The 24208-nt window shown below is 70.8% G+C and carries 20 protein-coding genes and 1 tRNA gene; 14 read left to right on the forward strand and 7 right to left on the reverse strand.

Features of this window, described 5'->3' with window-relative positions:
- The first annotated feature begins 6 nt into the window (after positions 1 to 6).
- The 4 genes from B9B60_RS00230 to B9B60_RS00245 all read left to right on the forward strand — a co-directional run bounded on the left by B9B60_RS00230 (position 7) and on the right by B9B60_RS00245 (position 4953).
- The gene (locus tag B9B60_RS00230; protein ID WP_084449334.1) at positions 7 to 1569 is read left to right on the forward strand and encodes a sugar nucleotide-binding protein; all 1563 of its coding nucleotides are present in this window, start codon (positions 7 to 9) and stop codon (positions 1567 to 1569) included.
- A gap of 1 nt (position 1570) precedes the next feature.
- The gene (gene rfbB, locus B9B60_RS00235; RefSeq protein WP_084449335.1) at positions 1571 to 2572 is read left to right on the forward strand and encodes a dTDP-glucose 4,6-dehydratase; all 1002 of its coding nucleotides are present in this window, start codon (positions 1571 to 1573) and stop codon (positions 2570 to 2572) included.
- Positions 2573 to 2608: 36 nt separating this feature from the next.
- Entirely contained in the window at positions 2609 to 3580 is a 972-nt protein-coding gene (locus tag B9B60_RS00240; RefSeq protein WP_084449336.1) for an acyltransferase family protein, read from the forward strand.
- A gap of 317 nt (positions 3581 to 3897) precedes the next feature.
- A complete protein-coding gene (locus tag B9B60_RS00245; protein WP_084449337.1) occupies positions 3898 to 4953 on the forward strand; it encodes a hypothetical protein in 1056 nt (351 codons plus the stop codon).
- A 42-nt stretch (positions 4954 to 4995) separates the two neighbouring features.
- Here the strand turns inward: B9B60_RS00245 and B9B60_RS00250 are convergent, their stop codons facing one another.
- From B9B60_RS00250 to B9B60_RS00270, 5 genes are all read right to left on the reverse strand, one after another.
- Positions 4996 to 5655, reverse strand: a complete 660-nt coding sequence (locus B9B60_RS00250; RefSeq protein WP_084449338.1) for a GDSL-type esterase/lipase family protein — start codon at positions 5653 to 5655, stop codon at positions 4996 to 4998.
- 46 nt (positions 5656 to 5701) lie between these two features.
- Positions 5702 to 5887, reverse strand: coding sequence for a DUF6104 family protein (locus tag B9B60_RS00255; protein WP_068316192.1), 186 nt, complete (start codon positions 5885 to 5887; stop codon positions 5702 to 5704).
- On the reverse strand, positions 5887 to 9666 hold the full coding sequence (locus tag B9B60_RS00260; protein WP_234993677.1) for a multifunctional oxoglutarate decarboxylase/oxoglutarate dehydrogenase thiamine pyrophosphate-binding subunit/dihydrolipoyllysine-residue succinyltransferase subunit: 3780 nt from the start codon (positions 9664 to 9666) through the stop codon (positions 5887 to 5889). Before B9B60_RS00260 ends, B9B60_RS00255 begins: the two co-directional genes overlap by 1 nt.
- 205 nt (positions 9667 to 9871) lie before the next feature.
- Positions 9872 to 10702 (reverse strand): ABC-2 transporter permease, encoded by an 831-nt coding sequence (locus B9B60_RS00265; RefSeq protein WP_084449340.1) that lies wholly within the window; start codon positions 10700 to 10702, stop codon positions 9872 to 9874.
- The gene (locus B9B60_RS00270; protein ID WP_084449579.1) at positions 10699 to 11685 is read right to left on the reverse strand and encodes an ABC transporter ATP-binding protein; all 987 of its coding nucleotides are present in this window, start codon (positions 11683 to 11685) and stop codon (positions 10699 to 10701) included. Before B9B60_RS00270 ends, B9B60_RS00265 begins: the two co-directional genes overlap by 4 nt.
- 149 nt (positions 11686 to 11834) lie before the next feature.
- Here B9B60_RS00270 and B9B60_RS00275 point away from each other — a divergent pair, with 149 nt between their 5' ends.
- The 3 genes from B9B60_RS00275 (at position 11835) to B9B60_RS00290 (ending at position 15294) form a co-directional block, all read left to right on the forward strand.
- The gene (locus B9B60_RS00275; RefSeq protein ID WP_084449341.1) at positions 11835 to 13190 is read left to right on the forward strand and encodes a hemolysin family protein; all 1356 of its coding nucleotides are present in this window, start codon (positions 11835 to 11837) and stop codon (positions 13188 to 13190) included.
- The gene (locus B9B60_RS00280; RefSeq protein ID WP_084449342.1) at positions 13187 to 14218 is read left to right on the forward strand and encodes a hemolysin family protein; all 1032 of its coding nucleotides are present in this window, start codon (positions 13187 to 13189) and stop codon (positions 14216 to 14218) included. The genes B9B60_RS00275 and B9B60_RS00280 overlap by 4 nt, the downstream gene beginning before the upstream one ends.
- Positions 14219 to 14904: 686 nt before the next feature.
- Complete coding sequence (locus tag B9B60_RS00290; RefSeq protein ID WP_143445367.1) at positions 14905 to 15294, forward strand: hypothetical protein; 390 nt, start codon at positions 14905 to 14907, stop codon at positions 15292 to 15294.
- 75 nt (positions 15295 to 15369) lie between these two features.
- Here B9B60_RS00290 and B9B60_RS00295 read toward each other — a convergent pair whose 3' ends face one another.
- Positions 15370 to 15816: a hypothetical protein gene (locus B9B60_RS00295; RefSeq protein ID WP_084449345.1), complete on the reverse strand. Its 447-nt coding sequence runs from the start codon at positions 15814 to 15816 to the stop codon at positions 15370 to 15372.
- A 233-nt stretch (positions 15817 to 16049) separates the two neighbouring features.
- On the opposite strand from B9B60_RS00295, the gene B9B60_RS00300 reads away from it, so the two are divergent.
- The 4 genes from B9B60_RS00300 (at position 16050) to B9B60_RS00315 (ending at position 19442) form a co-directional block, all read left to right on the forward strand.
- Complete coding sequence (locus B9B60_RS00300) at positions 16050 to 17198, forward strand: helix-turn-helix domain-containing protein (protein WP_143445368.1); 1149 nt, start codon at positions 16050 to 16052, stop codon at positions 17196 to 17198.
- Positions 17199 to 17286: 88 nt separating this feature from the next.
- Positions 17287 to 18837, forward strand: coding sequence for a sodium-dependent transporter (locus B9B60_RS00305; protein ID WP_084449347.1), 1551 nt, complete (start codon positions 17287 to 17289; stop codon positions 18835 to 18837).
- Positions 18834 to 18977, forward strand: coding sequence for a methionine/alanine import family NSS transporter small subunit (locus B9B60_RS00310; RefSeq protein WP_084449348.1), 144 nt, complete (start codon positions 18834 to 18836; stop codon positions 18975 to 18977). Before B9B60_RS00305 ends, B9B60_RS00310 begins: the two co-directional genes overlap by 4 nt.
- A 174-nt stretch (positions 18978 to 19151) precedes the next feature.
- Entirely contained in the window at positions 19152 to 19442 is a 291-nt protein-coding gene (locus tag B9B60_RS00315) for a hypothetical protein (protein WP_084449349.1), read from the forward strand.
- A gap of 151 nt (positions 19443 to 19593) precedes the next feature.
- On the opposite strand, the gene B9B60_RS00320 is transcribed toward B9B60_RS00315, so the two are convergent.
- Positions 19594 to 19666 (reverse strand) — tRNA-Arg (locus B9B60_RS00320).
- 95 nt (positions 19667 to 19761) lie between these two features.
- Between B9B60_RS00320 and argS the strand changes: the two genes are divergently transcribed.
- Genes argS through B9B60_RS00335 form a run of 3 tightly spaced genes read left to right on the forward strand, consistent with a single transcriptional unit; the run spans position 19762 to position 24207 of the window.
- Positions 19762 to 21405 carry an arginine--tRNA ligase gene (argS, locus tag B9B60_RS00325; RefSeq protein ID WP_084449350.1) on the forward strand — a complete coding sequence of 548 codons (1644 nt, stop codon included), beginning with the start codon at positions 19762 to 19764 and terminating at the stop codon, positions 21403 to 21405.
- A 19-nt stretch (positions 21406 to 21424) separates the two neighbouring features.
- On the forward strand, positions 21425 to 22888 hold the full coding sequence (gene lysA / locus B9B60_RS00330; protein ID WP_072626126.1) for a diaminopimelate decarboxylase: 1464 nt from the start codon (positions 21425 to 21427) through the stop codon (positions 22886 to 22888).
- On the forward strand, positions 22885 to 24207 hold the full coding sequence (locus B9B60_RS00335) for a homoserine dehydrogenase (protein ID WP_084449351.1): 1323 nt from the start codon (positions 22885 to 22887) through the stop codon (positions 24205 to 24207). The genes lysA and B9B60_RS00335 overlap by 4 nt, the downstream gene beginning before the upstream one ends.
- Position 24208: the final 1 nt, after the last annotated feature.

Genomic DNA, 24208 nt, shown 5'->3' on the forward strand with positions numbered 1-24208 from the left:
CCGACTATGGACCTCACCATCGAGCGCACCCGCATCCCGGGGCTGCTCGTCGTCCGGCGCCCGGTGCACCGTGACGCACGGGGGTGGTTCACCGAGTCCTGGCAGCGGGCGAAGATGGTCGCGGCGGGGCTGCCCGACTTCGGGCCCGTGCAGCACAACGTCTCGCACAACGCCGCTCGCGGCGCGACCCGCGGCGTCCACGCCGAACCGTGGGACAAGCTCGTCACCGTCGTCCACGGCCGGGTCTTCGGCGCGTGGGTCGACCTGCGCGCGGGCGAAGGCTTCGGCGCCACCATCACCCTCGAGCTCGACGAGAGCACCGCCGTCTTCGTCCCCCGCGGCGTCGGCAACTCCTACCAGGCCCTCGCCGACGAGACCGTCTACTCCTATCTCGTCAACGAGCACTGGCGCCCCGACCTCACCTATCCCGCGCTCGCCCTCGACGACCCCACCGCCGCCATCGAGTGGCCGATTCCGTTGTCGCAGAGCGAGATCAGCGACAAGGACCGGGCCAACCCGCGGCTGGCGGAGGTCACCCCCTTCGTCCCGCGGCCGGCGCTCCTCCTCGGGGGCAGCGGGCAGATCGGCTCGGCCCTGCGCCGACTCCTGCCCGACGCCGTCGCGCCGGGCCGCGACGAGCTCGACCTCACCGACCCCGCCGCCGTCGAAGCCCTCGACCTCAGCGGCCACGACCTGGTCATCAATGGCGCCGCGATGACCGCCGTCGACGCCGCCGAGACCCCTGACGGCAGCCGGCTGGCGTGGCGGCTCAACGCCGAGCTGCCCGCCCAGCTCGTCCGCCGCGCCGCGGCCGCCGGCGCCACCCTCGTGCACTACTCCTCGGACTACGTCTTCGACGGGCAGCGCGAGGTCCACGACGAAGGGGAGGCCCTCACCCCGGTGAGCGAGTACGGCCGCACCAAGGCCGCCGGTGACCTCGCCGTGGGCGTCGCGCCGCGCCACTACCTGCTGCGCACGTCGTGGGTGGTGGGCGACGGGGGCAACTTCGTCGCGACGATGGCCCGCCTGGCGGACGAAGGAAGATCCCCTCGCGTCGTCGACGACCAGTGGGGCCGGCTGTCCTTCGCCGACGAGATCGCGGCGGCGACGCTCCACCTCGTCGCGAGCGGGGCCCCCTTCGGCACCTATGACGTGACGCAGGCGGGGGAGCCGATGACCTGGGCGGCGATTGCCCGGGAGGTCTTCGCGCTGCGGGGACGCTCGCGCGACGACGTGACCGCGGTGACGACCGCCGACTACGAGGCCGGCCTCGGTGACCGGGTGAGCGCCCCGCGGCCGCGGCACTCGACGCTCGCGCTCGACCGGCTGGTGGCGACGGGGTACGAGCCGGCCGATCAGGTGGCGGCGCTGCGGGACCACGTGGTGTCGAGGCTCGTTCCTCGCACCTCCACCACCGGGGGAGTTCCTCGCACCTCCACCAACGTTGGTCGAGGTGCGAGCGCCAGCGAGCCTCGAGACCAGGGGGTGTCGAGGCTCCTTCGTCGCACCTCCACCACCGGGGGTGTTCCTCGCACCTCCACCACCGGGGCAGAAGGGGAGGGGAGCTGACATGCGGGTGCTCGTGACCGGGGGAGCCGGGTTCATCGGGAGCAACTTCGTGCACCAGACGCTGGCGACGCGACCGGACGCGGAGTTGACCGTGCTCGACGCGCTGACCTACGCCGGGTCGCGGACCTCGCTCGACGGGGTGCTCGACGACGTGCGCTTCGTCGAAGGCCGGGTCGAGGACGGTGGCCTTGTCGACCGGCTCGTGGGGGAGTCCGACGTCGTCGTGCACTTCGCCGCGGAGTCGCACAACGACAACTCGCTGGCCTCGCCGGGGCCCTTCGTCCAGACCAATGTCGTCGGCACCTACGAGCTGCTCGAAGCCGTCCGCCGCCACGACGTGCGCTACCACCACATCTCCACCGACGAGGTCTACGGCGACCTCGCGCTCGACTCGCCGGAGCGCTTCAGCGAGGCGACGCCCTACAACCCCTCGAGCCCCTATTCATCGACGAAGGGGGCCAGTGACCTCCTCGTGCGGGCGTGGGTGAGGTCCTTCGGCATCGAGGCGACGATCTCCAACTGCTCCAACAACTACGGGCCCCGCCAGCACGTCGAGAAGTTCATCCCGCGCCAGGTCACCGAGGTCCTCGACGGGCGCCGGCCGCGCCTCTACGGGGACGGGCTCAACGTGCGCGACTGGATCCACGTCGACGACCACAACAGTGCCGTCTGGGCGATCATCGACCGCGGCCGCACCGGCGAGACCTATCTCATCGGCGCCGACGGCGAGGTCGACAACATGACCGTCGTCGAGACCGTGCTCGACCTCATGGGGTGCGAGCCCGGCGACTACGACCACGTCACCGACCGGCCCGGGCACGACCGGCGCTATGCCATCGACTGGACTCGGCTGCGCGAAGAGCTCGGCTGGCAGCCTCGGTACCGCGACTTCCGGTCCGGGCTGGCCGCGACGATCGAGTGGTACCGGACCCACGAGGAGTGGTGGCGGCCGCAGAAGTCGGCCACCGAGGCCCGCTACGCCCGGAGCGAAAAGGTGCTGTGATTCCCCTTCGCCCTCGGTTTTTGGGACCATGCCGGGATGCGCAACGGCTATCTCGACCTGCTGCGGGTCGTCGGCACGGTCGCGATCGTCCTCGGTCACATCGAGGGCCTCAAGCCGCTGCCGGACTACGTCTACCCCTGGCACGTGCCGCTGTACTTCATGCTGTCGGGGTGGCTGTGGCGGCCGGGGTCGCGCGACTTCGGCAGCGAGGTCAAGGTCCGCGCCAAGACCCTGCTGCTGCCGTACGTCCCGTGGTTCGTCATCGTGTCCGTGGTCTACGGCATCGAGCTGTGGCGAAGGGGGCGTGACAGCACCGGCAAGGTCGAGGAGCAGCTGCCCGGCGGGGCCTATGCGATCGAGCCGTACTCCGCCTTCTGGTTCATCACGGCGCTCTTCGTCGCGGTCGTCACCGTCCGCGGGCTCGAGGCGCTGCGGCTGCCGCTGTGGCTGCAGATCGGGGTGGGCGTGGGTCTGTGCGCGCTCGTGCAGACCTACCAGGACATCTCGGTGAACTCGCCCTTCGCGATCGCGCAGGGGCTGGGGTGCGTGATCTTCGTGCAGGCGGGCTACCTCGCGCGGCTGCTCACCGGACGCTCCGGGCAGCGCTCGCGGTGGGGGCGCCGGACGCTGTGGGTCGTGGCGATCGCGACCTTTGCCCTCGGGGTGTGGATCACGACCCGGCCCGGGGTGGGCAACCTCAACCTGAAGTTCGCGCAGTTCAACGAGCCGGTGTGGGCGGTCCTCGCCGGGATCCTCATCAGCGCCGGCATGATCATGGCCCCGATCTACATCGGCGGGGTGTGGTCGCACCGGATCAGCACCCTCGCCCAGTCGGGCATGGCGGTGATCCTCCTGCACGCGCTCTTCGTGTGGTTGGGCAAGGGGCACAACCCGTATCTCGTCGCCGTGGTGGCGGTCGTCGTGCCCTGGACCCTCGGGCTGCTGCTCGCGCGCACCCGGTGGGGGTGGGTCTTCGGCTGCTCGCGCCCCAAGCCCATGGCGGCGTAGGGGCGGGGGCCCTCTCGGAGACTCCGCCCCTCCGCCCCTCCGCCCCTCGATCCCCAGCCCCCCCAGATGCTCGGTTGAGGTATCCCCGACCGTCTATTCGGTCGGGGATACCTCAACCGCGCGAGCCTGCCGGGCGTGGTCGTCCGCGCGGTGCCGGGTCGAGGTGACCGCGACCGTCTATTCGGTCGGGGATACCTCGTCCGCTGATACCTCGACCCCTCGAGGCGGCTGTCCCCAGAGCTGACCGGGGCGCGAGTGCTGTCCACTGATCGCGCGTTGGCCGCCGCGGGGAGGGTGCAGCACTCCACTGTTCGGGGATGACCGACACCATGCCCGAGCAGTCAGAGGCTGTGCGCCGAGACGACGAAGGGGGCCAGCCGACGCCCACCCGCGAAGGGCCGCTGGACCGTCATCGACGGGTGCTCGCCGCCGCGGAGGACTGGGACTTCGTCATCAGCCACCGGATCTTACGCAGTCTGGGGGTGAGCCGACAGCAGGCAGCGCGTCAGGTCCTGGCTGGTCGTTGGACGAGGTGCGGCACCCAGACCTTCGCCGTGCACACCGGCCCGCTGGGCTTCCGCGCCCGGTGCTGGCGAGGGGTGTGGGAGACGGGGGAGCGGATCGCCGCTGTCGACGGAGTGAGCTCGCTCCAGCTCGCCGGGCTCAAGGGCTGGGACGAGGAAGACATCTTCGTGTCCGTCGTCCACCGGCACGACCGGACACACCGCGATGGTGTGCGGGTGCGCAAGCTCGCTCGCCGCGTCCCCAACGAGGTCATCTCGTCGGGCGTGCCCCGCACGCGTCCCGCGGTGGCAGCGATCAGGTCCGCGCACTGGGCGGTGAGCGACCGGGCGGCAGCGACACTGCTCGCGATGGCGGTGCAGCAGCGATTGGTCACACCGGAGCAGCTGGTGCAGGCTCAGCAGGTCGTGAAGGGGCGGACGCGCCGGGCCTTCATCAAGCAGATCGTCAGCGACATCGCCGCCGGCGCTCATTCGCTCAACGAGCTCGACTTCGCGGCGGCGTGCCGGGTCCGTGGATTGCCGGAGCCCACGCGGCAGGCGGTGCGGGAGGGGCCCAGAGGGAGGGTGTACCTGGACGTGCTCTTCGAGGAGTACGGCCTCGTCGTCGAGATCGATGGCGCCGGCCACCTCTGGGGACTCAACGGTGTCGCAGACGCACTCCGGGCCAATCAGGTCGTCATCGACGGGGACCGAGTGCTGCGCATCAACGTCCTGGGCTGGCGGCTCGATGCCGACGCCTTCATGGACCAGGTGACTGCCGCCCTTCGCTCCGAGTGGGCCCTGGACAATCTCGCCAGGCGCCAAGCCTCGCTCGAGGTGCCATCGGACGAGGTGGGCCCGACCGGATAGTCGGTCGGGGATACCTCGACCGAGCGGTGTAGGGGCTGAGGGTCAGCCGATCCACTCACCCCAGCCGTGGTGGAGCACCAGCCAGGCGATGAGGCCGTAGCCGGCCTGGCCCGGGTGCACCCCGTCGGCGGAGGCGGCGATGTCGGACTCCCACTGGTCGTGACCGGCCAGGGGGGTGAAGGTGTCGACGAAGGTCACGCCCCGTCGGTCGCAGACGTCGCGCTGGGCCTCGACGACGTGGCGCAGCTGGTCGTTGGACTCGGGGTCTGCCGAAGGGGGCGGGCCGACGACGAGGGTGGCGACGCCCTGGCTCGAGGCCTCGTCGAGGATGTTGGCGAGGTTGAGCCGCAGGCGGGCGATCGAGGTGCCCGCGGCGACGTCGGCGTGGCCGACCTGCACGACGAGGCGACGCTCGGTGACGCCCTGGAAGCGGCGCGGGCCCTCGGTGAGCCACCGCTCGGCGACCCCGCCGGCGGTCTCTCCGCGCACGCCGAGGTTGTAGTGCGCGACGACCGCGTCCTTGATCTGGGTGCGGGCCATGACCCGACCGACCCACCCCAGGGCCTTGTCGTCCCCCTCACCGGCGACGAAGGAGTCGCCGATGAAGACGAGCGCGACCTCCCGGCGGCCGTCCTCCGTGCTGAAGGTGGCGCTGGGGGTGAACTCGTTGCCGGCTGCGTCCGTCATCGGGTGGCCGCTCACGTGGGGTACTCCTGGGGGTGGGTCGGTCTGCGGGTCTCGGCCGACGTTACTCGTCGTCGAGCTCGTCGTCGTCGAGGCGTGCCAGCCACGACGCGAGTCGCTCGATCGGCGTCTCGAACTCGGGGTTGAGATCGACGAAGGTGCGGAGCTGGTCACTCACCCACTCGAGAGTGACCTGCTCCTCACCACGTCGGTCCGCGAGCTCTTCGATGCCGCGGTCCGTGAAGTACATCAGCGATCGAAGGCGCGGGCGATGAGGTCCGCCTGCTCCTGCGCGTGCTTCTTTGCGGTACCGGCGGCGGGGGAGGCGCTCGGCGGGCGGGTCACCGCGGTCAGACCGCGGGTCTCGCCGTGCTTGGCCAGATCGGCCGGCAGGTTCATCGCCAGGAAGGGCCACGCACCCTGGTTCTCCGGCTCCTCCTGCACGAGCACGAGCTCGGCATCGGGGTACTTCGCCAGCTCGGCCGCGAGCTCCTCACCCGGAAGCGGGTAGAAGCGCTCGAGATGCAGGATCGCGGTCTGCTCGTCGCCGCGCTTCTTGCGCTCGGCCTCGAGGTCCCACGTGACCTTGCCCGCGGCGATGAGCACCCGGGTGACCTGGTCCCCCTTCGGCTGGGTCATGTCGGGCAGGACCGCGCGGAAGCCACCGGAAGTGAAGTCCTCGGGCTGGCTGCTCGCGGCCTTGAGGCGCAGCATCGACTTCGGGGTGAAGACGATGAGCGGACGACGCGGCCGCTGATAGGCCTGACGACGCAGCAGGTGGAAGTAGCTCGCCGGCGTCGACGGGAAGGCGACCGTCATGTTGTTTTGTGCGCACAGCGCGAGGAAGCGCTCGATGCGGGCGGAGGAGTGGTCCGGCCCCTGGCCCTCGTAGCCGTGCGGCAGGAGGAGGACGACCGAGGAGTTCTGGCCCCACTTCTGCTCGGAGGAGGAGACGAACTCGTCGATGATCGTGGCCGCGCCGTTGACGAAGTCACCGAACTGGGCCTCCCACAGCACGAGCGCGTCGGGGCGCTCGACGGAGTAGCCGTACTCGAAGCCGAGGGCCGCGAACTCCGACAGCAGCGAGTCGTAGACCCAGAAGCGGGCCTGCCCACCACCGAGGTAGTTGAGCGGCGTCCACTCCTCGCCGTTGTTCTTGTCGATGAGGACCGCGTGCCGCTGCACGAAGGTGCCGCGACGCGAGTCCTGACCGGCCAGACGCACCGGGGTGCCGTCCATGAGGAGCGAGCCGAAGGCGATCATCTCGCCGGTGCCCCAGTCGATGCCGCCCTCGCTGACCGAGGCGGCGCGCTTCTGCATGGCCTGCTGCAGCTTGGGGTGGATCGTGAAGTCGGCCGGCGGGGAGTCGAAGACGTCACCGATGTGCTTGAGGTCGGTCTCGGAGATGCCGGTCTCGTCGGCCGAGCGGGTCGTCGCGTCACTGGTCTGCGACGACGGACGCTCGAGACCGGCGTTGTCCGGCGCGTCGGAGCCGGTGTCGCCCGAGTCGCTGCTCGCGTCGGCGGGCGACGCGGGGGCCTTGAGGGCCTCCTTGGTCTCGACGAAGACCCGCTCGAGCTGCGCCTGGTAGTCGCGCAGCGCGGCGTCGGCCTCCTCCGGGGTGATGTCCTTGCGGCCGATGAGGCTCTCCGTGTAGAGCTTGCGCACCGAGCGCTTGGACTCGATGAGCTTGTACATCAGCGGCTGGGTCATCGACGGGTCGTCGCCCTCGTTGTGACCGCGGCGGCGGTAGCACACGACGTCGATGACGACGTCCTTGTGGAAGCGCTGGCGGAACTCGAAGGCGAGCTCGGCGACCCGCACGCAGGCCTCCGGGTCGTCGCCGTTGACGTGGAAGATCGGCGCCTGGATCATCCGCGCGACGTCGGTCGAGTAGACCGACGAGCGGCTCGCGGACGGCGAGGTGGTGAAGCCGACCTGGTTGTTGACGACCACGTGGATCGTGCCGCCGGTGCGGTAGCCGCGCAGCTGGCTCTGCTGCAGCGTCTCGGCCACGACACCCTGACCGGCGAAGGCCGCGTCACCGTGCATGAGGATCGGCAGCACCGGGAAGTCCTCGCCGCCGTGGTTGAGGCGGTCCTGCTTGGCGCGCGCGATGCCCTCGAGGACGGGGTTGACCGCCTCGAGGTGGCTCGGGTTGGCCGCGAGGTAGACCTTGGTCGTCTCGCCGTCCTCGCCGGTGAACTCGCCCTCGGTCCCGAGGTGGTACTTGACGTCGCCGGAGCCCTGGACGGACTTCGGGTCGAGCTGGCCCTCGAACTCGCGGAAGATCTGCGCGTAGGACTTGCCGGCGATGTTGGCCAGCACGTTGAGGCGGCCGCGGTGCGGCATGCCGATGCAGACCTCGTCCATGCCCTCGCCCGCCGCGCGGGTGAGGATGCGGTCGAGCACCGCGATGACCGACTCGCCGCCTTCGAGGGAGAAGCGCTTCTGCCCGACGAACTTCGTCTGCAGGAAGGTCTCGAAGGCCTCGGCGGCGTTGAGTCGACGCAAGATGCGCAGCTGCTCGTCGCTCGTCGTCTTGGCGTAGCCGACCTCGACGCGCTCCTGCATCCAGCGGCGCTGCTCGGGGTCCTGGATGTGCATGTACTCGATGCCGGTGGTGCGGCAGTAGGAGTCACGCAGGATGCCGAGGATCTTGCGCAGCTTGAGGAAGGGCTCGCCGCCGAAGCCGCCGGTGGCGAAGTGCCGGTCGAGGTCCCACAGCGTCAGGTCGTGGCTCGTGATGTCGAGGTCCTCGTGGCGACGCTGCTTGTACTCCAGCGGGTCGATGTCGGCCATGAGGTGACCGCGCACGCGGTAGGCGTGGATGAGCTCCTGGACACGTGCGACCTTGTTGATGTCGTCGTCGTGCGTGGTGGAGATGTCCTGCACCCAGCGCACCGGCTCGTAGGGGATGCGCAGGCTCTCGAAGATCTCGTCGTAGAAGCCCTCGGCACCCAGCAGCAGCTGGTGGACGATCCGCAGGAACTCGCCCGACTGCGCACCCTGGATGATGCGGTGGTCGTAGGTCGAGGTCAGCGTGACGATCTTGGAGACGGCATTGCGGTTGAGCGTCTCGGTGCTCGCGCCCTGCCATTCGGCGGGATAGTCGAGGGCACCGACGCCGATGATCGCGCCCTGGCCCTTCATCAGGCGCGGGATCGAGTGGACGGTGCCGATGCCGCCGGGGTTGGTCAGCGACATCGTCGTGCCCTGGAAGTCCTCGACGGTCAGCTTGCCGTCGCGCGCCTTCTTGACGACGACCTCGTAGGCATTCCAGAAGGCGGTGAAGTCCATCGTCTCGGCCGGCTTGACCGCGGGCACGAGCAGCTGGCGGGAGCCGTCGTCCTTCTGCAGGTCGATGGCGATGCCCAGACCGATGTGCGCGGGCTGGACGACGACCGGCTTGCCCTTGTCGTTCGTCGTGTAGCCGACGTTCATCTCGGGCATGGCGCGCAGCGCCTTGACCAGGGCGTAGCCGATGAGGTGGGTGAAGGAGACCTTGCCACCGCGGCTGCGCTTGAGGTGGTTGTTGATGACGATGCGGTTGTCGATGAGCAGCTTCGCCGGGACGGCGCGCACCGACGTGGCGGTCGGGACCTCGAGCGAGGACTCCATGTTGGTCACGACCCGGGCGGCAGCACCGCGAAGGGGGGTGTGCACGTCATCCTCGACCGGCTTCTGGGCGGCCGCGGGCTTCTGCTCGTCACGCGGGGTGGGCTCGGCCTTCTTGGCCTCGGCCGTCTTCGGCTCGGCCTTGGGCTCCGCCTTGGCGGGCTCGGCCTTCTTCGCCTCGGCCTTGGGCTCGGCCTTCTTCGCCTCGGGGGCGGGGGCGGCCTTGGGCTCGCTCGCGGCCGGCGCATCCCCCTTCGCGCTGGTGCCGTTGCTCCCGCCGGTGCCCTGACCCGGGGTGTAGTTCTCGAAGAACTCCCACCAGGCCTTGTCGACACTGTTGCGGTCCTTCTTGTACTGCTCGTACAGCTCGTCGACCAGCCACTCGTTGGGGCCGAAGTCGTTCAGGGACACGGAGCCATCCTGGGGGTCAGGCACGGCGCATACGCCTCTTTCGTCACAGTCGCGAATAGGGGCCCGAAGTCAGCGCGGACCCCACCGGGTCAGCCTAACGTGACGGGCGCCATGCGCCACCCTCGGGGCGCGGCCTTGATACGGCCGCGGGACCGCCCCCCTTCGTCAGGGAAGCGGTCCCGCAGACCGAGGTGGGCGCCGGACGTCAGGTGATGTCCTTGCGGTTGGACAGGACCGACCCGGCGACCGTGAGGACAGCGGCGTACCCGATGAGGATCAGCGCGCTCAGCCACCACGAGAAGTAGTAGCTGTCCGAGGCGCCTTCCGCGGCCCCGCCGGTCGGGTCGGCGGTGACGAGCATGCCGGTCGTGAGGTTGCCGGGGATGAACTTCGCGGCGGTCGTCCACCCGAGGATCGCGAAGGCGATGTTGGCGATGAACTGACCGAGGAAGCCGAAGGCCACCGCGATGAGCACCGCCGCGATCTGGTTGCGCACGAGCATGCCGAAGCCGAAGCCGATGAGCGCCCAGACGACCGTGGCGACGATCGTCGTGCCGAAGGACATGAGGACCTCGCCGTCGGTCAGCAGCAGCGGCGCGTCCTTGAAGACCGTCAGCACGAGACCACCGCCGGCAACCGCCGCGATGATGTGCACGACGCCGAGGACGGCGCCGACGACGACGACCGACAGGGTCTTGGCGACGGCCACGACCCAGCGGCGGGGGGTCGCCAGGTAGGTCGCGGTGGCGGTCTTGTGGCGGTATTCCGTCGTGATGAGCAGGACGCCCAGCGCGAGGGGGAAGAGCGCGGTGAGGCTGCCGAACTCACCGAAGAGCCCGAAGGTGTAGACGAACTGGGCCGCAGCGGGGGACATCTCGACGAAACCCGTGGTCTCGCCGTCCGGGCCGGTCAGGCCGATGAGCGAGGCCGCGGCCATCGACATGAGGAAGGCGAGGACGGCCATCCCCAGGCCCATGCCCCACCACAGCTTGGTCGTGAAGATCTTGCGGATCTCGGACTGGATGGCGCCGATCACTGGTTCGCCCCTTCCTGCCCCGGTGCCGAGACCGGGGTCATCGGCCGGGCCTGCTCGCCGGCGGACTGACCGGTCTCACCGAGGTTGCGGTTGGTGCCCTCGGTGAGGGTGAAGAAGAGCTGCTCGAGGTCCGCGGCGAGCGGACGCAGCTCGTGGATCGGCACGCCGGCGCGCAGGGCGACGTCGCCGACGAGTCGCAGGTCGTCGGTCTCGGCGACGATGCCACCGTCGTCCTGGACGCGGGCCGTGACGTCGGCGACGCGCAGCGCCCCGACGAGGGAGTCGGCGTCGGAGGTGCGCACGAGCGAGGTGGCGTTGCCGCGCAGCTCATCGACGGTGCCCTCACGGACGAGCTTGCCGTTGGCGACGATGATCACGTCGTCGACCGTCTGCTCGATCTCCTGGAGCAGGTGGCTGGAGACGAGGATCGTGCGGCCCTCGCTCGCCAGGTGCTGCAGGAAGCCGCGCAGCCAGCGGATGCCCTCGGGGTCGAGGCCGTTGGCCGGCTCGTCGAGGACGAGCAGGCGCGGGTCGCCGATGAGCGCCGCGGCCAGGCCGAGGCGCTGGCGCATGCCCATGCTGTAGCCGCCGGCCTTCTTGCGGGCGGCGGCCGGGATGCCGGTGAGCTCGAGCAGCTCGTCGACACGGCTGTCGGGGATGCCGGCGGTCGCGGCGAGCACCCGCAGGTGGTCACGGCCGGAGCGCCCCGGGTGGAAGTTGGTCGCCTCCAGCGCCGACCCGACCACGCGCAGCGGCTGGTCGAGGTCGCGATAGGTCTTGCCGTCGATGGTGGCGGTGCCGGAGGTCTGGCGCACCAGGCCGAGCAACATGCGCAGGCTCGTGGTCTTGCCGGCGCCGTTGGGGCCGAGGAAGCCGGTGATCCGGCCGGGCTCGACGTTGAAGCTGAGGTCGTCGACGGCGGTGAAGCCCCCGAACCTCTTGGTCAGGTTGCGCACCTCTACGCGCGCTCCCGTCGTGGTCATCACGTCCCCTTCATGGTTGTGGTCGGGGACCATGCAACCATCCCGGCCGAAGGGGGGCATCCGCCTTTCGGCTGAACCTCACCTCCCCCCACGGGGGGAGGGGCGTCTCAGGCAACACACAGGCGGCGTTCCGTAGAATCTCGGCCACCATGACCATAGGTCTACTCATCCTGGCCCTGGTGCTCACTCTGGGTACCGCCCTCTTCGTGGCTGCCGAGTTCTCCCTCGTCGCCCTCGACCGACCAGCTGTCCAGCGCGCCGTCGACGCCGGCGACACCGCAGCCAAGCCCGTGCTCGGCTCCCTTCGACGGCTCTCCACCCTGCTCTCCGCTTGCCAGATCGGCATCACGGTCACGACCCTCGCGCTGGGCTTCATCGCCAGCCCGGCGGTCGGCTCGCTCATCCAGCCCGCCCTCGAGGCGGTCGGCCTGCCGGAGCGCGTGGCGTCCTCGTCCGCCGACGGCCTGGCGCTGATCCTCGCCACCGTCTTCTCGATGATCCTCGGCGAGATGGTCCCCAAGACCCTCGCCGTCTCCGAGCCGCTCGGCACGGCCAAGGTCGTCGCGATGCCGATGCGGGTCATCGGCGTGCTCTTCAAGCCGCTGATCTTCGTGCTCAACGGCTCGGCCAACTGGGTGCTGCACCGCATGGGCGTCGAGCCGCAGGAGGAGCTGTCCGCCGCCCGCAGCCCCGCCGAGCTCGCCTCGCTCGTGCGCACCTCCGTCGAGGCCGGCACGCTCGACTCCGGCACCGCGCGTCTGGTGACGCGCTCGCTCGGCTTCGGCGAGCAGACCGCGGCGGACGTCATGACGCCCCGCAACCGCGCGAGCGCCATCGACCGCACTGCGTCCGCCGAGGACCTCGTCTCGCTCGCGCGCCGCACCGGTCACTCGCGCTTCCCCGTCACGGGGGAGGACTGGGACGACATCGACGGTGTCGTCCACGTCAAGAAGGCCATCGCCGTCCCGCACGAGCGTCGGGCCGCCGTGCCCGTCTCGGCCCTGATGATCGACCCGGTCGTCGTGCCCGAGACGCTGCGCCTGGACCCCCTGCTCATCCAGCTGCGTGACTCCGGTCTGCAGATGGGTGTCGTCGTCGACGAGTACGGCGGCACCGCGGGTGTCGTCACGCTCGAGGACCTCGTCGAGGAGATCGTCGGCGAGGTCAGCGACGAGCACGACCTCGCGCAGACCACCGGCCGCGCCCACGGTGACGGCGTGTGGACCGTGCCCGGCCTGTGGCGCCCCGACGAGGTCCGCGACCGCCTGGGGGCCGAGGTGCCCGAGGGCGCGGCCTACGAGACCGTCGGTGGCTGGGTCATGGCCGAGCTCGGCCGCGTCCCCGAGGTCGGCGACGTCGTCGAGCTCGACGGCTGGCAGGTCACCGTGACCGACATGGACACCCGTCGCGTCGACCGGTTGCGCTTCGTCCAGCACGAGCCGGCCACCGACGGTGGTGCCGTCACGGACGGCGACGCCATGACGAAGGGGGGTGAGCCGGCATGACGACGGTCCTGATCACCGTGGGCCTCCTGCTGGCCAATGCCTTCTTCGTCGGCGCCGAGTTCGCCGCGATGTCCGCCCGCCGCTCGCAGCTGGAGCCGCTGGCCGACGCCGGCAACAAGCGCGCGGCCATCGCCGTCGACGCGCTGCAGCACACCGGTGTCCTGCTGGCGACCTGCCAGCTCGGCATCACCATCTGCTCGGTGCTCCTGGGCGCCATCTCCGAGGCCGCGCTGCACCACGCGCTGCACCCGGTGATGGAGCGCATCGGCGTGCCGCCCGCCTTCACCGACGCCAGCTCGCTGGTGCTCGCGATCCTCATCGTCGTCTACCTGCACGTCGTCGTCGGCGAGATGGTCCCCAAGAACCTCGCCATCGCCAGCCCCGAGCGCTCGGCGATCATCCTCGTCCCGCCGCTCATGTGGGTCATGAAGATCGCCAAGCCGGTCATCCTCGTCATGGACTGGGTGTCCAAGGCCTTCGTCAGGGCGATGGGCATCGAGCCCAAGGACGAGGTCGGTTCGGCCTTCACCGCCGAGGAGGTCCAGCACATCGTCACCGAGTCCCACAAGGAGGGGCTCGTCGAGGCCGAGAAGTACGGCCTCGTCGGCGCGGCGCTCGAGTTCTCCGACAAGGACGCTCGGGACGTCGGCGTGCCCGTCGACCAGCTCGTCACCGTCCCGCGCGAGGCGACGCCCGACGACATCGAGCGACTCGTCGCCCGCTACGGCTACTCGCGCTACCCGACGACCGACGAGGCCGGCGAGCTCATGGGGTACCTGCACCTGAAGGACGTGCTCTACGCCGACGAGACCGAGCGCGGCGAGCCGGTGCCGCGCAAGCGACTGCGCCGGATGGCGACGGTCCAGCCGGCCGACGAGGTCGAGGACGTGCTCGCGACGATGCAGCGCACGGGTACCCACCTGGCCCGCGTCGTCGACGACGCCGGCTCCACGCTGGGCATCGTCTTCCTCGAGGACGTCATCGAGGAGCTCGTGGGCGAGGTGACGGACTCCACGCAGCGGGGGTGATCCCCTTCGCCCAGGTCTGGCGAGTCAGGTGGTCGGGTCGTGCTTCGTACCCGCGGGTATGCAGCACCACGTGACCACCTGACCTCTGGATGTGCACAACCTCGCGGCGGCCCCGGCGACTCCGGCACGCTGAGGAGGTGGCCCGACCTCGAGACCTTCCCGACCCCTTCGCCCAGGGGGCCTTCGCCGTGCGCGTGGCGAAGGGGCCAAGGTCCCGATGAGCAGTGTGCGGACCCTGCCCAACCCCTATCGCGGGGTCCGGGCCCACGCCCCGCCGGTGACGATCGCCGAGCGCTTCGCGATGCTCTCGCTCGTGCGGCCCGGCCTGCTGCTGTCGCACTGCTCGGCGGCCCTGGTGTGGGATCTGCCGGTCCCACGCTCCTGCGAGCACTTGGCCCTGCACGTCACAGCACCGGACACGCGGCTGCGTCGACCGGGGGTGGTCGCACACCGGGGCGCGCGCGAGGCGGACCGGGTCGCGGGAGTGCCGGTGACCTCTCTCGCCGACACGTGGATCGACCTCGCGGCGAGGCTGCCCCTCGCCGACCTCGTCATGCTCGGGGACGCGGTCGCCCGACGCCTGAGGAGCATGGACCCCCTTCGCCAGCGGGCGGGGCGCCGGGGTGCCGGGAGCGGTCCGCGCGCGGGAGGCGCTCGAGTGGATCCGGCTGGGCAGTCGGTCGGCGATGGAGACCCGATCGCGGGTGCTCTTCGTGCGAGCGGGTCTGCCGGAGCCCGCGCTCAACGTCGAGATCCACGACCCCGACGGCGGCTGGCTCGCCACGAGCGACCTCGTCTGGCGCGAGGGGCGGGTCGTGGGGGAGTACCAGGGCGCCCACCATTTCGGCGACTACGGGCGCGGTGACGACGACATCGCGCGGCGGCGACTGATCGAGGGCAGCGGGTGGCTCTTCGTCGACTTCACCAAGGGTGACTACTACGCGCGGCCACGGCGACTGGCCCTGCTCCGGCGGCTGGCGGGACATCTCGACTGCGCGCTCGATCCGGCGGGCCTGGCCGCGATCGAGGACTCCCTCGAGCTCCCCGGGCCTCCCGTCCGCCCGTGCGGGGCGTGACCACGGTGCGAGAGCGCTGACAACGCCATCAGCTGACCACCTGATGGAGCGCTTGGCAGGGAGACGGCCAGTCGCTCAGTACTCGTAGCCGGCGCAGTGCGGGCTGGTCTGGATGCGGCCGGGCGTGATCGGGCCGTCGCCGATCGAGTAGGTGATGTCGAGCCAGGTCGCGCTGGAGCCACCCTCGACGACGTACTCGTAGACGCCGGGCTTGCCGGAGACGGCGAGCGGGCCGCGGACGACGGTCTGGGTGTCGCCGCTGCCGTTGACCACGGACACGAGGACGGGGGCGGGGGCGGTCGCCGGCTCGACGGCGAGGAAGACGCGGTAGCCCTTGTTGTAGCCGGCCGGCTCCTGGGAGGCGCCCTGGCAACGGGTGCCGTGGCTCAGGCTCTCGTCGACGGTGGGGGGCTCGCCAACGGAGGCGGCGAGCGACGGGGCGGCGGCCGCGATCGTCACGGCGGGGGCTGCCCAGGCGACGCCCTTGGCGAGGCTGCGGCGGGAGATCTGGGGGGTGCTCATGAAGACGGGCTCCTGGTGCGATCGGGGTCTCGCGGGAGTCCGTCCGATCGGCCCCCGGCCACGAGACATGCTGGCCAGCAGATGGCGACGTCGCCTTCGCCTGAGGTGACAGTCGCGAGGGTCGCGCATATCACGACCTGATAGTTCTCGCATCTCCGCCGAGGATGTGTGACGATCCTCCGGACGACGGGACCTGGGGAGGGGCCCGCGAAGACCGCGAGAGAGGCGGCGGGATGACGGGGACCACCGCGGCCGCCAACCGGCTGGCGAGCGAGCTCCTGGCCACCCACGCGGGGCAGGTCGAGCAGCTGACGCCCGGGCTCGTGCGTGACGTCGCCCGCCGGCTCGGGCGCCTCGACGTCCCCGCGGACAGCCAGTGGCCCGGCCTCGTGACCGAGCTGCTCCGCGACTTCTTCGACGTCCTCGTGGCCGACGACCTCCAGCGCATCGACGCCCCGGGCAGCATCTACGAGCGCGTCGGGACTGGCGCCGCCGGCGCGGGCATCTCCGCCGACGACCTGGCCGTCGGGATCCGGCTGTCGGCCATGCGAACCCAGGCGCAGGTCCACCGCTTCATCCTCGCCGGGGCCACCCCTGCCGACCCCGAAGCCGTCGTCGGGCTCCTCGCGCGCGTCGTCGCCGCGGGGGAGGCGGTCGTCGTCGCCGCGCTGCGCGGCCACGCCCTCGCGGCAGGCGACGGTGACGCGGTGCAGGCGCGGCGCCTCGGCGAGCTGCTCGTCGCGGGTGCGCCCGGCGCGGCCGACCTCGCCGCCCTCGTCGGGTGGCCGGCGGGCACCCACGTGAGCGCGGTCGTCGTCGCGCCCGAGGACGCCGACCGGCTACGGGGCCGGGGGGACCTCCCCTTCGCCCGGCACGAGCGGGAGCGCGACGTCGTCCTCGTCGCGCCCGTGACCGAGGGGCTGCTCGCCACCACGCTGCGTCCGCTCGTCGCCGACGTCGACTGCACCGTCGGCCCCGTCGTGCCGCTGGCCGGGCTGCCCGACTCGCTCGCGCTGGGCGACCGGCTCACCCGACGCCGGGCGTCGGGGGCGGGTCCGGTCTTCGTCGACGACGAGCTCCTCGAGCTGGCCAGCACTGCCGACCGTTCGGTGCTCGAGGCGTTGCGGCGCAAGTACTTCGTCGAGATCGACCGCCTGCCCGCGGAGGTCCGCGAGCCGCTGCTGCAGACCCTGCACGAGTGGCTGCGGCACTGGGGCCACCGGCCTGCGACCGCCAAGGCGCTCGGGGTGCACCCGCAGACGGTGAGCGGCCGGATCAACCGGCTGCGCGACCTGCTCGCCGACGAGCTCGAGGACGCCCGGGTGCGGTCGGAGCTGCTCGTGCTGCTCACGGCGCTCGCCGCGGAGGGGTCAGCGGCCTGATCTGGCCAAAACTCGGCGTGGCGTGGACCACATTCTGGGCGGATACTGGAACATGCTGGGGTTCTCAGCCACGACCAGGAGTGTGAGCATGTCCAGCACGCAGGCCCCAGAGGTCAAGCCCAAGGAGGGCTTCTCCTCGCGCAAGGTCTTCATCTTCGCAGCCATCGGATCGGCGGTGGGCCTCGGCAACATCTGGCGCTTCCCGTACGTGGCCTACGAAGGTGGCGGCGGCGCCTTCATCATCCCCTACCTGTGCGCGTTGCTCTTCGCGGGCATCCCGCTCCTCTACCTCGACTACGCCATCGGCCACCGCTTCCGCGGATCGGCCCCGCTCTCCCTTCGCCGGCTGCACCGCGGCGCCGAGTGGCTCGGCTGGTGGCAGGTGCTCATCTGCGTCGTCATCGCCATCTACTACGCCGCGATCCTCGCCTGGGCGGCGAAGTACACCGTCCTGTCCTTCACCAAGGGCTGGGGCGATGACCCCAATGCCTACTTCTTCGGCGACTACCTGCAGGCGGCCGGGACCCCCGGGCCGACCTTCGACTTCGTCCCCGGCATCCTCATGACGATGATCCTCGTCTGGGTCGTGACCATCGGCGTGCTCGCCATGGGCGTCCAGACCGGCATCGGGCGCACCGCGGTGGTCTTCATCCCCGTGCTCGTGCTCGCCTTCATCGTCCTGGTCATCCAGGCGCTCACCCTCGACGGCTCGATGGAGGGCCTCAACGCCCTCTTCACCCCCGACTGGGGCGCGCTCACGCACGGCAGCGTGTGGATCTCGGCGGTCGGCCAGATCTTCTTCAGCCTGTCCGTCGGCTTCGGCATCATGATCACCTACGCCAGCTACGTCGACCGCAAGACCGACATGACCGGCTCGGGTGCCGTCGTCGGCTTCTCCAACTCCGGCTTCGAGCTGCTCACCGGCATCGGTGTCTTCGCCGCACTCGGCTTCATGGCCCAAGCGGCCGGCACCGAGGTCAGCGAGGTCGTGACCAACGGCATCGGCCTTGCCTTCGTCGCCTTCCCGACGATCATCAACGAAGCCCCCGGCGGCGTCGTCATCGGCGTGCTCTTCTTCGTCTCGCTGCTGCTCGCCGGCGTCACCTCGCTCATCTCGATCGTCGAGGTCGTCATCGGCGCTGTCCGCGACAAGGTCGGCATCTCGCGCACCGCCGCGACCTTCGTCGTCGGCGTGCCGATGGCTGTGGTCAGCGTCCTGATGTTCTCGACGACCGGCGGCATCTACGTGCTCGACACGATGGACGCCTTCGTCAACAGCTTCGGCATCATCGCCGTCGCGGCCGTGATGATGCTCGCCATCACCTACGTCTTCCGCAAGCTCGGTGTGCTGCAGCGTCACCTCGACGCCCGCAGCTCGATCAAGCTGCGCGGCTGGTGGCCGGCGCTCGTCGCGGTCGTGGTGCCGCTGCTGCTCATCGCCATGCTGTGGCAGGAGCTCAAGGCCAAGATCGACACGCCCTACGAGGAGTACCCGGCCGACCTGCTCAACGTCTTCGGCTGGGGCATGGTCGTCGCGCTGCCGATCCTGGCGATCGGGCTCTCGCTCATCCCGTGGCGCAAGGACGTCTCGCTCGAGGACCCCACCACGGTCGAGGTCGACGGAGGTGAGCAGGCATGACCACCACCGCCATCATCATGTTGATCGTCGCGACCCTCGTCATCTGGGGCGGGCTCGCCCTGGCGATCGCCAACCTCGCCACCCGCGGCGACTCCGCCTCCGCGGACGTGACCGAGTTCGAGGTGCACCGCGACCTGTAGCCCCGGCTGCCCCGCAGGCCCGAAGGGGGTCGACGACCAGGTGTCGTCGGCCCCCTTCGGCGTGCGGGCCGGGTCCATGTTCGTCCCGGCGCTCGGCAGTGGCCGGGCCAGGACGCAAGGGGAGTCACATGCGCAGGACGTCGGCAACCCTCCGGTCGGGAGCGCTGGGGAACGATGCTGGTCGTCGTCGACGGTCAGCCCCTCGGCGAGAGCATCATCAGCCCCGGTTCGGCGGGCACCGACGAGGTCTCGATGAGCGAGGGCGAGCACGCCTACATCCTGCTCGACCAGGACGTGGTGGTCGACGAGACGACGCAGACCGCTCCCGACTGCTCGACGCACGATCCGGGGACCGCCGAACCCGGGGGCGATGCCGACGGCACGGGGGAGCCGGGCGACGACACCGGGACCCCCGTGACCAGTGCACCGACCCCGGAGATCCCCAGGGTCGTCCACACCGGCTGAGCTTCGGCCCCCTTCGCCCTGACGTCGTTGACGCCACCTGGCTGCGTTGGTGTCACGTGGTTGCCCGGAGAAGGGGGACCAGGTGACACCAACGACGGCGGGCACGACGAAGGGCCGCCAGCGAGTGCTGGCGGCCCTTCGTGAAAAAACGCGCCCCCGGCAGGATTCGAACCTGCGGCCCCTGGTACCGGAAACCAGTGCTCTATCCCCTGAGCTACGGAGGCGGGGTGGTGCCCGGTGAGATTAGCACCGGGGGTGGGCGTCCCGAGAATCGGCCAGCGCATCGACGCACGTGGTAGCGCACCTAGACTGAGCGACCGTGACCCCCGAAGAGCTTGTCGACGCCATCCGTGCCGCCCTCACTGCCGCCGTCGAGGCCGGCGACCTGACCGTCGAGGTGCCCGCAGACATCCGTGTCGAGCGACCCAAGGCCAAGGGCCACGGCGACTGGACGACCAATGTCGCGATGCAGCTCGCCAAGCCCGCCGGCATGAAGCCCCGTGACGTCGCGACCGCGATCGCAGCCCGCCTCGAGCAGGCCGAGGGAGTGGCCTCCGTCGAGGTCGCCGGCCCCGGCTTCCTCAACATCACCCTCGAGGCCGCCTCCGCGGGTGCCCTCGCGCGCACCATCGTCGAGGCCGGCGCCGACTATGGCCGCAACGACGCGATGGCCGGCCACGTGGTCAACCTCGAGTTCATCTCGGCCAACCCGACCGGCCCGCTGCACATCGGCCACACCCGCTGGGCCGCGCTCGGCGACTCGATGCGCCGCCTGCTCGCCGCCTCCGGCGCCGACGTCACGGCCGAGTACTACATCAACGACGCGGGCGCCCAGATGGACAACTTCGGCGCCTCGGTCCTCGCCCGGGCGAAGGGGGAGCCGACCCCCGAGGGCGGGTACCCCGGCGCCTATGTCGACGACCTGGCCGCGACCGCCCTCGAGCAGCGCCCCGACCTGCTCGAGCTGCCCGCCGACGAGGCCCTCGCGACCGCCCGTGCCATCGGCTACGAGGCGCAGCTCGCCGACATCCGCAGCACCCTCGAGGACTTCGGGGTGATCTTCGACGTGTGGTTCTCCGAGCGGACGCTGCACGACGGGGGAGCGGTCGAGCTGGCCATCGCCCGCCTACGCGAGCAGGGGCACGTCGACGACCGCGACGGTGCCGTCTGGCTGCGCACGACCGACTTCGGCGACGACAAGGACCGCGTGCTCGTGCGCGCCGACGGTGTGCCGACCTACTTCGCCGCCGACGCCGCCTACTACCTGAGCAAGAAGGATCGCGGCTTCCCGGAGAAGATCTACCTCCTTGGCGCCGACCACCACGGCTACGTCTCCCGGCTCAAGGCGATCGCCGCCTGCGCCGGCGACGACCCGACGAAGAACATCGAGATCCGCATCGGGCAGCTGGTCAACCTCGACGGGGCCAAGCTGTCCAAGCGCGCCGGCAACATCGTCGAGCTGCGCGACCTCATCTCGTGGATCGGCTCCGACGCCGTGCGCTACTCGCTGGCCCGCTACCCCGCGGACAGCCCGCTCAGCCTCGACGGCGAGGAGCTGCGCAAGCAGACCAACGACAACCCGGTCTTCTACGTGCAGTATGCCCACGCCCGCACCTTCAACGTCGCCCGTCTGGCGGCCGAGGACGGCGTGCGTCGTGAGGACGCCTTCGACCCGGGCCTGCTGTCGCACCCGACCGAGGCGACCCTGCTCGCGACGCTCGGCGACTTCCCGCGGGTCGTTGCCCATGCCGCCGAGCTGCGTGAGCCGCACCGGGTTGCGCGCTACCTCGAGACACTCGCCGGCCACTTCCACAAGTGGTACGACACCTGCCGCGTGCGCCCGCGCTCCGACGAGGAGATCACCGACACGCACCGCACCCGCCTGTGGCTCAACGACGCCACCCGCCAGGTGCTCGCCAACGGCCTCGACCTGCTCGGCGTCTCCGCGCCCGAGCGGATGTGAGGCCCGCATGGCGACCAACATGAGGGCCCACGAGGCCGGCATCCTCCACGCCGACGGCTACGGCGCCGCACCCCAGTGGCTGCCGACGCCGCAGGACGTCAACGAGCTCCTGCCGCAGCTGTGGCCGGCCAACGTCGAGCGCAACACCGATGGCGTCCTGGCCGTCTCCGGCCTGCCCGTCACCGACATCGCCCGTGACTTCGGCACCGCGGCCTACGTGCTCGACGAAGACGACTTCCGTTCTCGCGCAAGGGCGTTCAGGGACGACTTCACCGCTCCCTTCGATGCCGTGGCCGGCGCCGACGTCTACTACGCGGGCAAGGCCTTCCTGTGCTCCGCGGTCGCCCGCTGGGTCATGGACGAGGGCCTCAACCTCGACACCTGCAGCGGCGGCGAGCTCGCCGTGGCGCAGCGCGTCGGCTTCCCCGGCGAGCGCATCGCCCTGCACGGCAACAACAAGTCCGTCGCCGAGCTGCGCCAGGCCCTGTCCTACGGCGTCGGCCGGATCGTCGTCGACTCCTTCGCCGAGATCGACCGGGTCGCCGAGGTCGCGGCCGAGCTCGGCGTCGTCGCGCCCGTCATGGTCCGCGTGACCGTCGGTGTCGAGGCGCACACCCACGAGTTCATCGCGACGGCCCACGAGGACCAGAAGTTCGGCTTCTCCCTCGCCGGTGGCCAGGCGCGCGCCGCCATCGACGCCATCGTGGCGAAGGGGGACCGCCTGCGCCTGCTCGGGCTGCACAGCCACATCGGCAGCCAGATCTTCGACGTCTCCGGCTTCGAGATCGCGGCCCGGCGGCTCGTCGCGCTGCACACCGAGGTCGCCGACGTGCACGGCATCGCCATGCCCGAGATGGACCTCGGCGGTGGCTACGGCATCGCCTACACCTCGGAGCACAGCCCGCTCACGCCGGGCGAGCTCGGCACCCAGATGGCCGCGCTCGTCGACCGCGAGCTCAAGGAGCTGCGCGACGGCCACCCCGACGCCCCGCTGCCGCGGATCTCGATCGAGCCGGGCCGGGCGATCGCCGGGCCGAGCGCCTTCACCCTCTACGAGATCGGCACGGTCAAGGATGTCGAGGTCGCCCACGACGCGATCCGCTCCTACGTGAGCGTCGACGGGGGCATGAGCGACAACGTGCGCACCGCCCTCTACGGCGCCGACTACTCGTGCACCCTCGCCGGCCGCACCTCGACCGCCGGCCCGCGGCTCGTGCGGGTCGTCGGGCGGCACTGCGAGAGCGGCGACATCGTCGTCATGGACGAGTACCTGCCCGCCGACATCGTCCCCGGTGACCTCATCGCGGTCCCCGGCACCGGTGCCTACTGCCGCAGCCTGTCCAACCAGTACAACCACACGCCCCGACCGCCGGTCATCGCCGTGCGGGACGGCGTCGCGCGGGTCATCGTGCGACGCGAGACGATCGACGACCTGCTCGCCCTCGACGTGGACGAGCCCGCCCCGCTCCAGGAGGTCCGATGACCACCGACCAGCAGACCCCCCTTCGCGTCGCCCTGCTCGGGGGCGGTGTCGTCGGCGGCAGCGTCGCCCGCCAGCTCATCGCCCAGGCCGACGACCTCGCCCAGCGCGTCGGTCGGCCGCTCGAGCTCGTCGGGGTCGCGGTGCGCCGCGCCGGCCGTGACCGGTCCGACCTCGGGCTCGACCCCGCGCTCTTCACGACCGACGCAGAGGAGCTGGTCACCCGCGCCGACATCGTCGTCGAGGTCATCGGCGGCATCGAGCCGGCCCGCAGCCTCATCCTCTCCGCGATGGCGCACGGCGCCTCGGTCGTCACGGCCAACAAGGCCCTGCTCGCCGAGGACGGCCCGACGCTCTACGCCGCGGCTGCCAACCACGGCGTCGACCTCTACTACGAGGCTGCCGTCGCCGGCGCGATCCCGATCCTTCGGCCGATCCGCGACTCGCTCGCCGGCGACTCGATCCGGCGGGTCATCGGCATCGTCAACGGCACGACCAACTTCGTGCTCGACGCCATGGACTCCACCGGGGCCGGCTTCTCCGAGACGGTCGAGCGGGCCCAGGCCCTCGGCTACGCCGAGGCCGACCCGACGGCCGACGTCGAGGGCTTCGACGCGGCGGCCAAGGCCGCGATCCTCTCCTCGCTGGCCTTCCACTCCCGGGTGAGCAGCGCCGACGTGCACCGCGAGGGCATCACCGAGGTCAGCGCCCGCGACATCGCCGCCGCACGCGAGATGGACTGCACCGTCAAGCTGCTCGCGATCTGCGAGCGCGTCGAGGGCCCCGACGGGCAGCCGGGTATCTCGGCGCGCGTGCACCCGGCGCTCATCCCGCTCACCCACCCGCTCGCCTCGGTCCGTGAGGCCTACAACGCCGTCTTCGTCGAGGCCGACGGGGCGGGCGACCTGATGTTCTACGGCCAGGGCGCCGGCGGCGACCCGACGGCCAGCGCGGTCCTCGGCGACATCGTCGCGGTGGCGCGGACCCGGGTCACCGGTGGCCGCGGGCCGGGGGAGAGCGCCTACGCCGACCTGCCCGTGCTCTCGATCGGTCAGGCCATCACGCGCTACCACGTGAGCCTCGACGTGGCCGACCGGCCGGGCGTCCTCGCCTCCGTCGCCACGGTCTTCGCCACCCAGGGTGTCTCCATCGAGACCGTGCGCCAGCAGGTCGTCACCGACGACCACGGCGAGGCACGGGCGATGCTCATCATCGTCACCCACGCGGCGACCGATGCCGCACTCTCCGCGACCGTCACCGAGCTCGCCGGGCTCGACACCGTCAACGAGGTCACCTCCGTCATGCGCGTTGAAGGGAACTGAC

It is taken from the genome of Janibacter indicus (assembly GCF_900176385.1).
Classification (GTDB): domain Bacteria; phylum Actinomycetota; class Actinomycetes; order Actinomycetales; family Dermatophilaceae; genus Janibacter; species Janibacter indicus.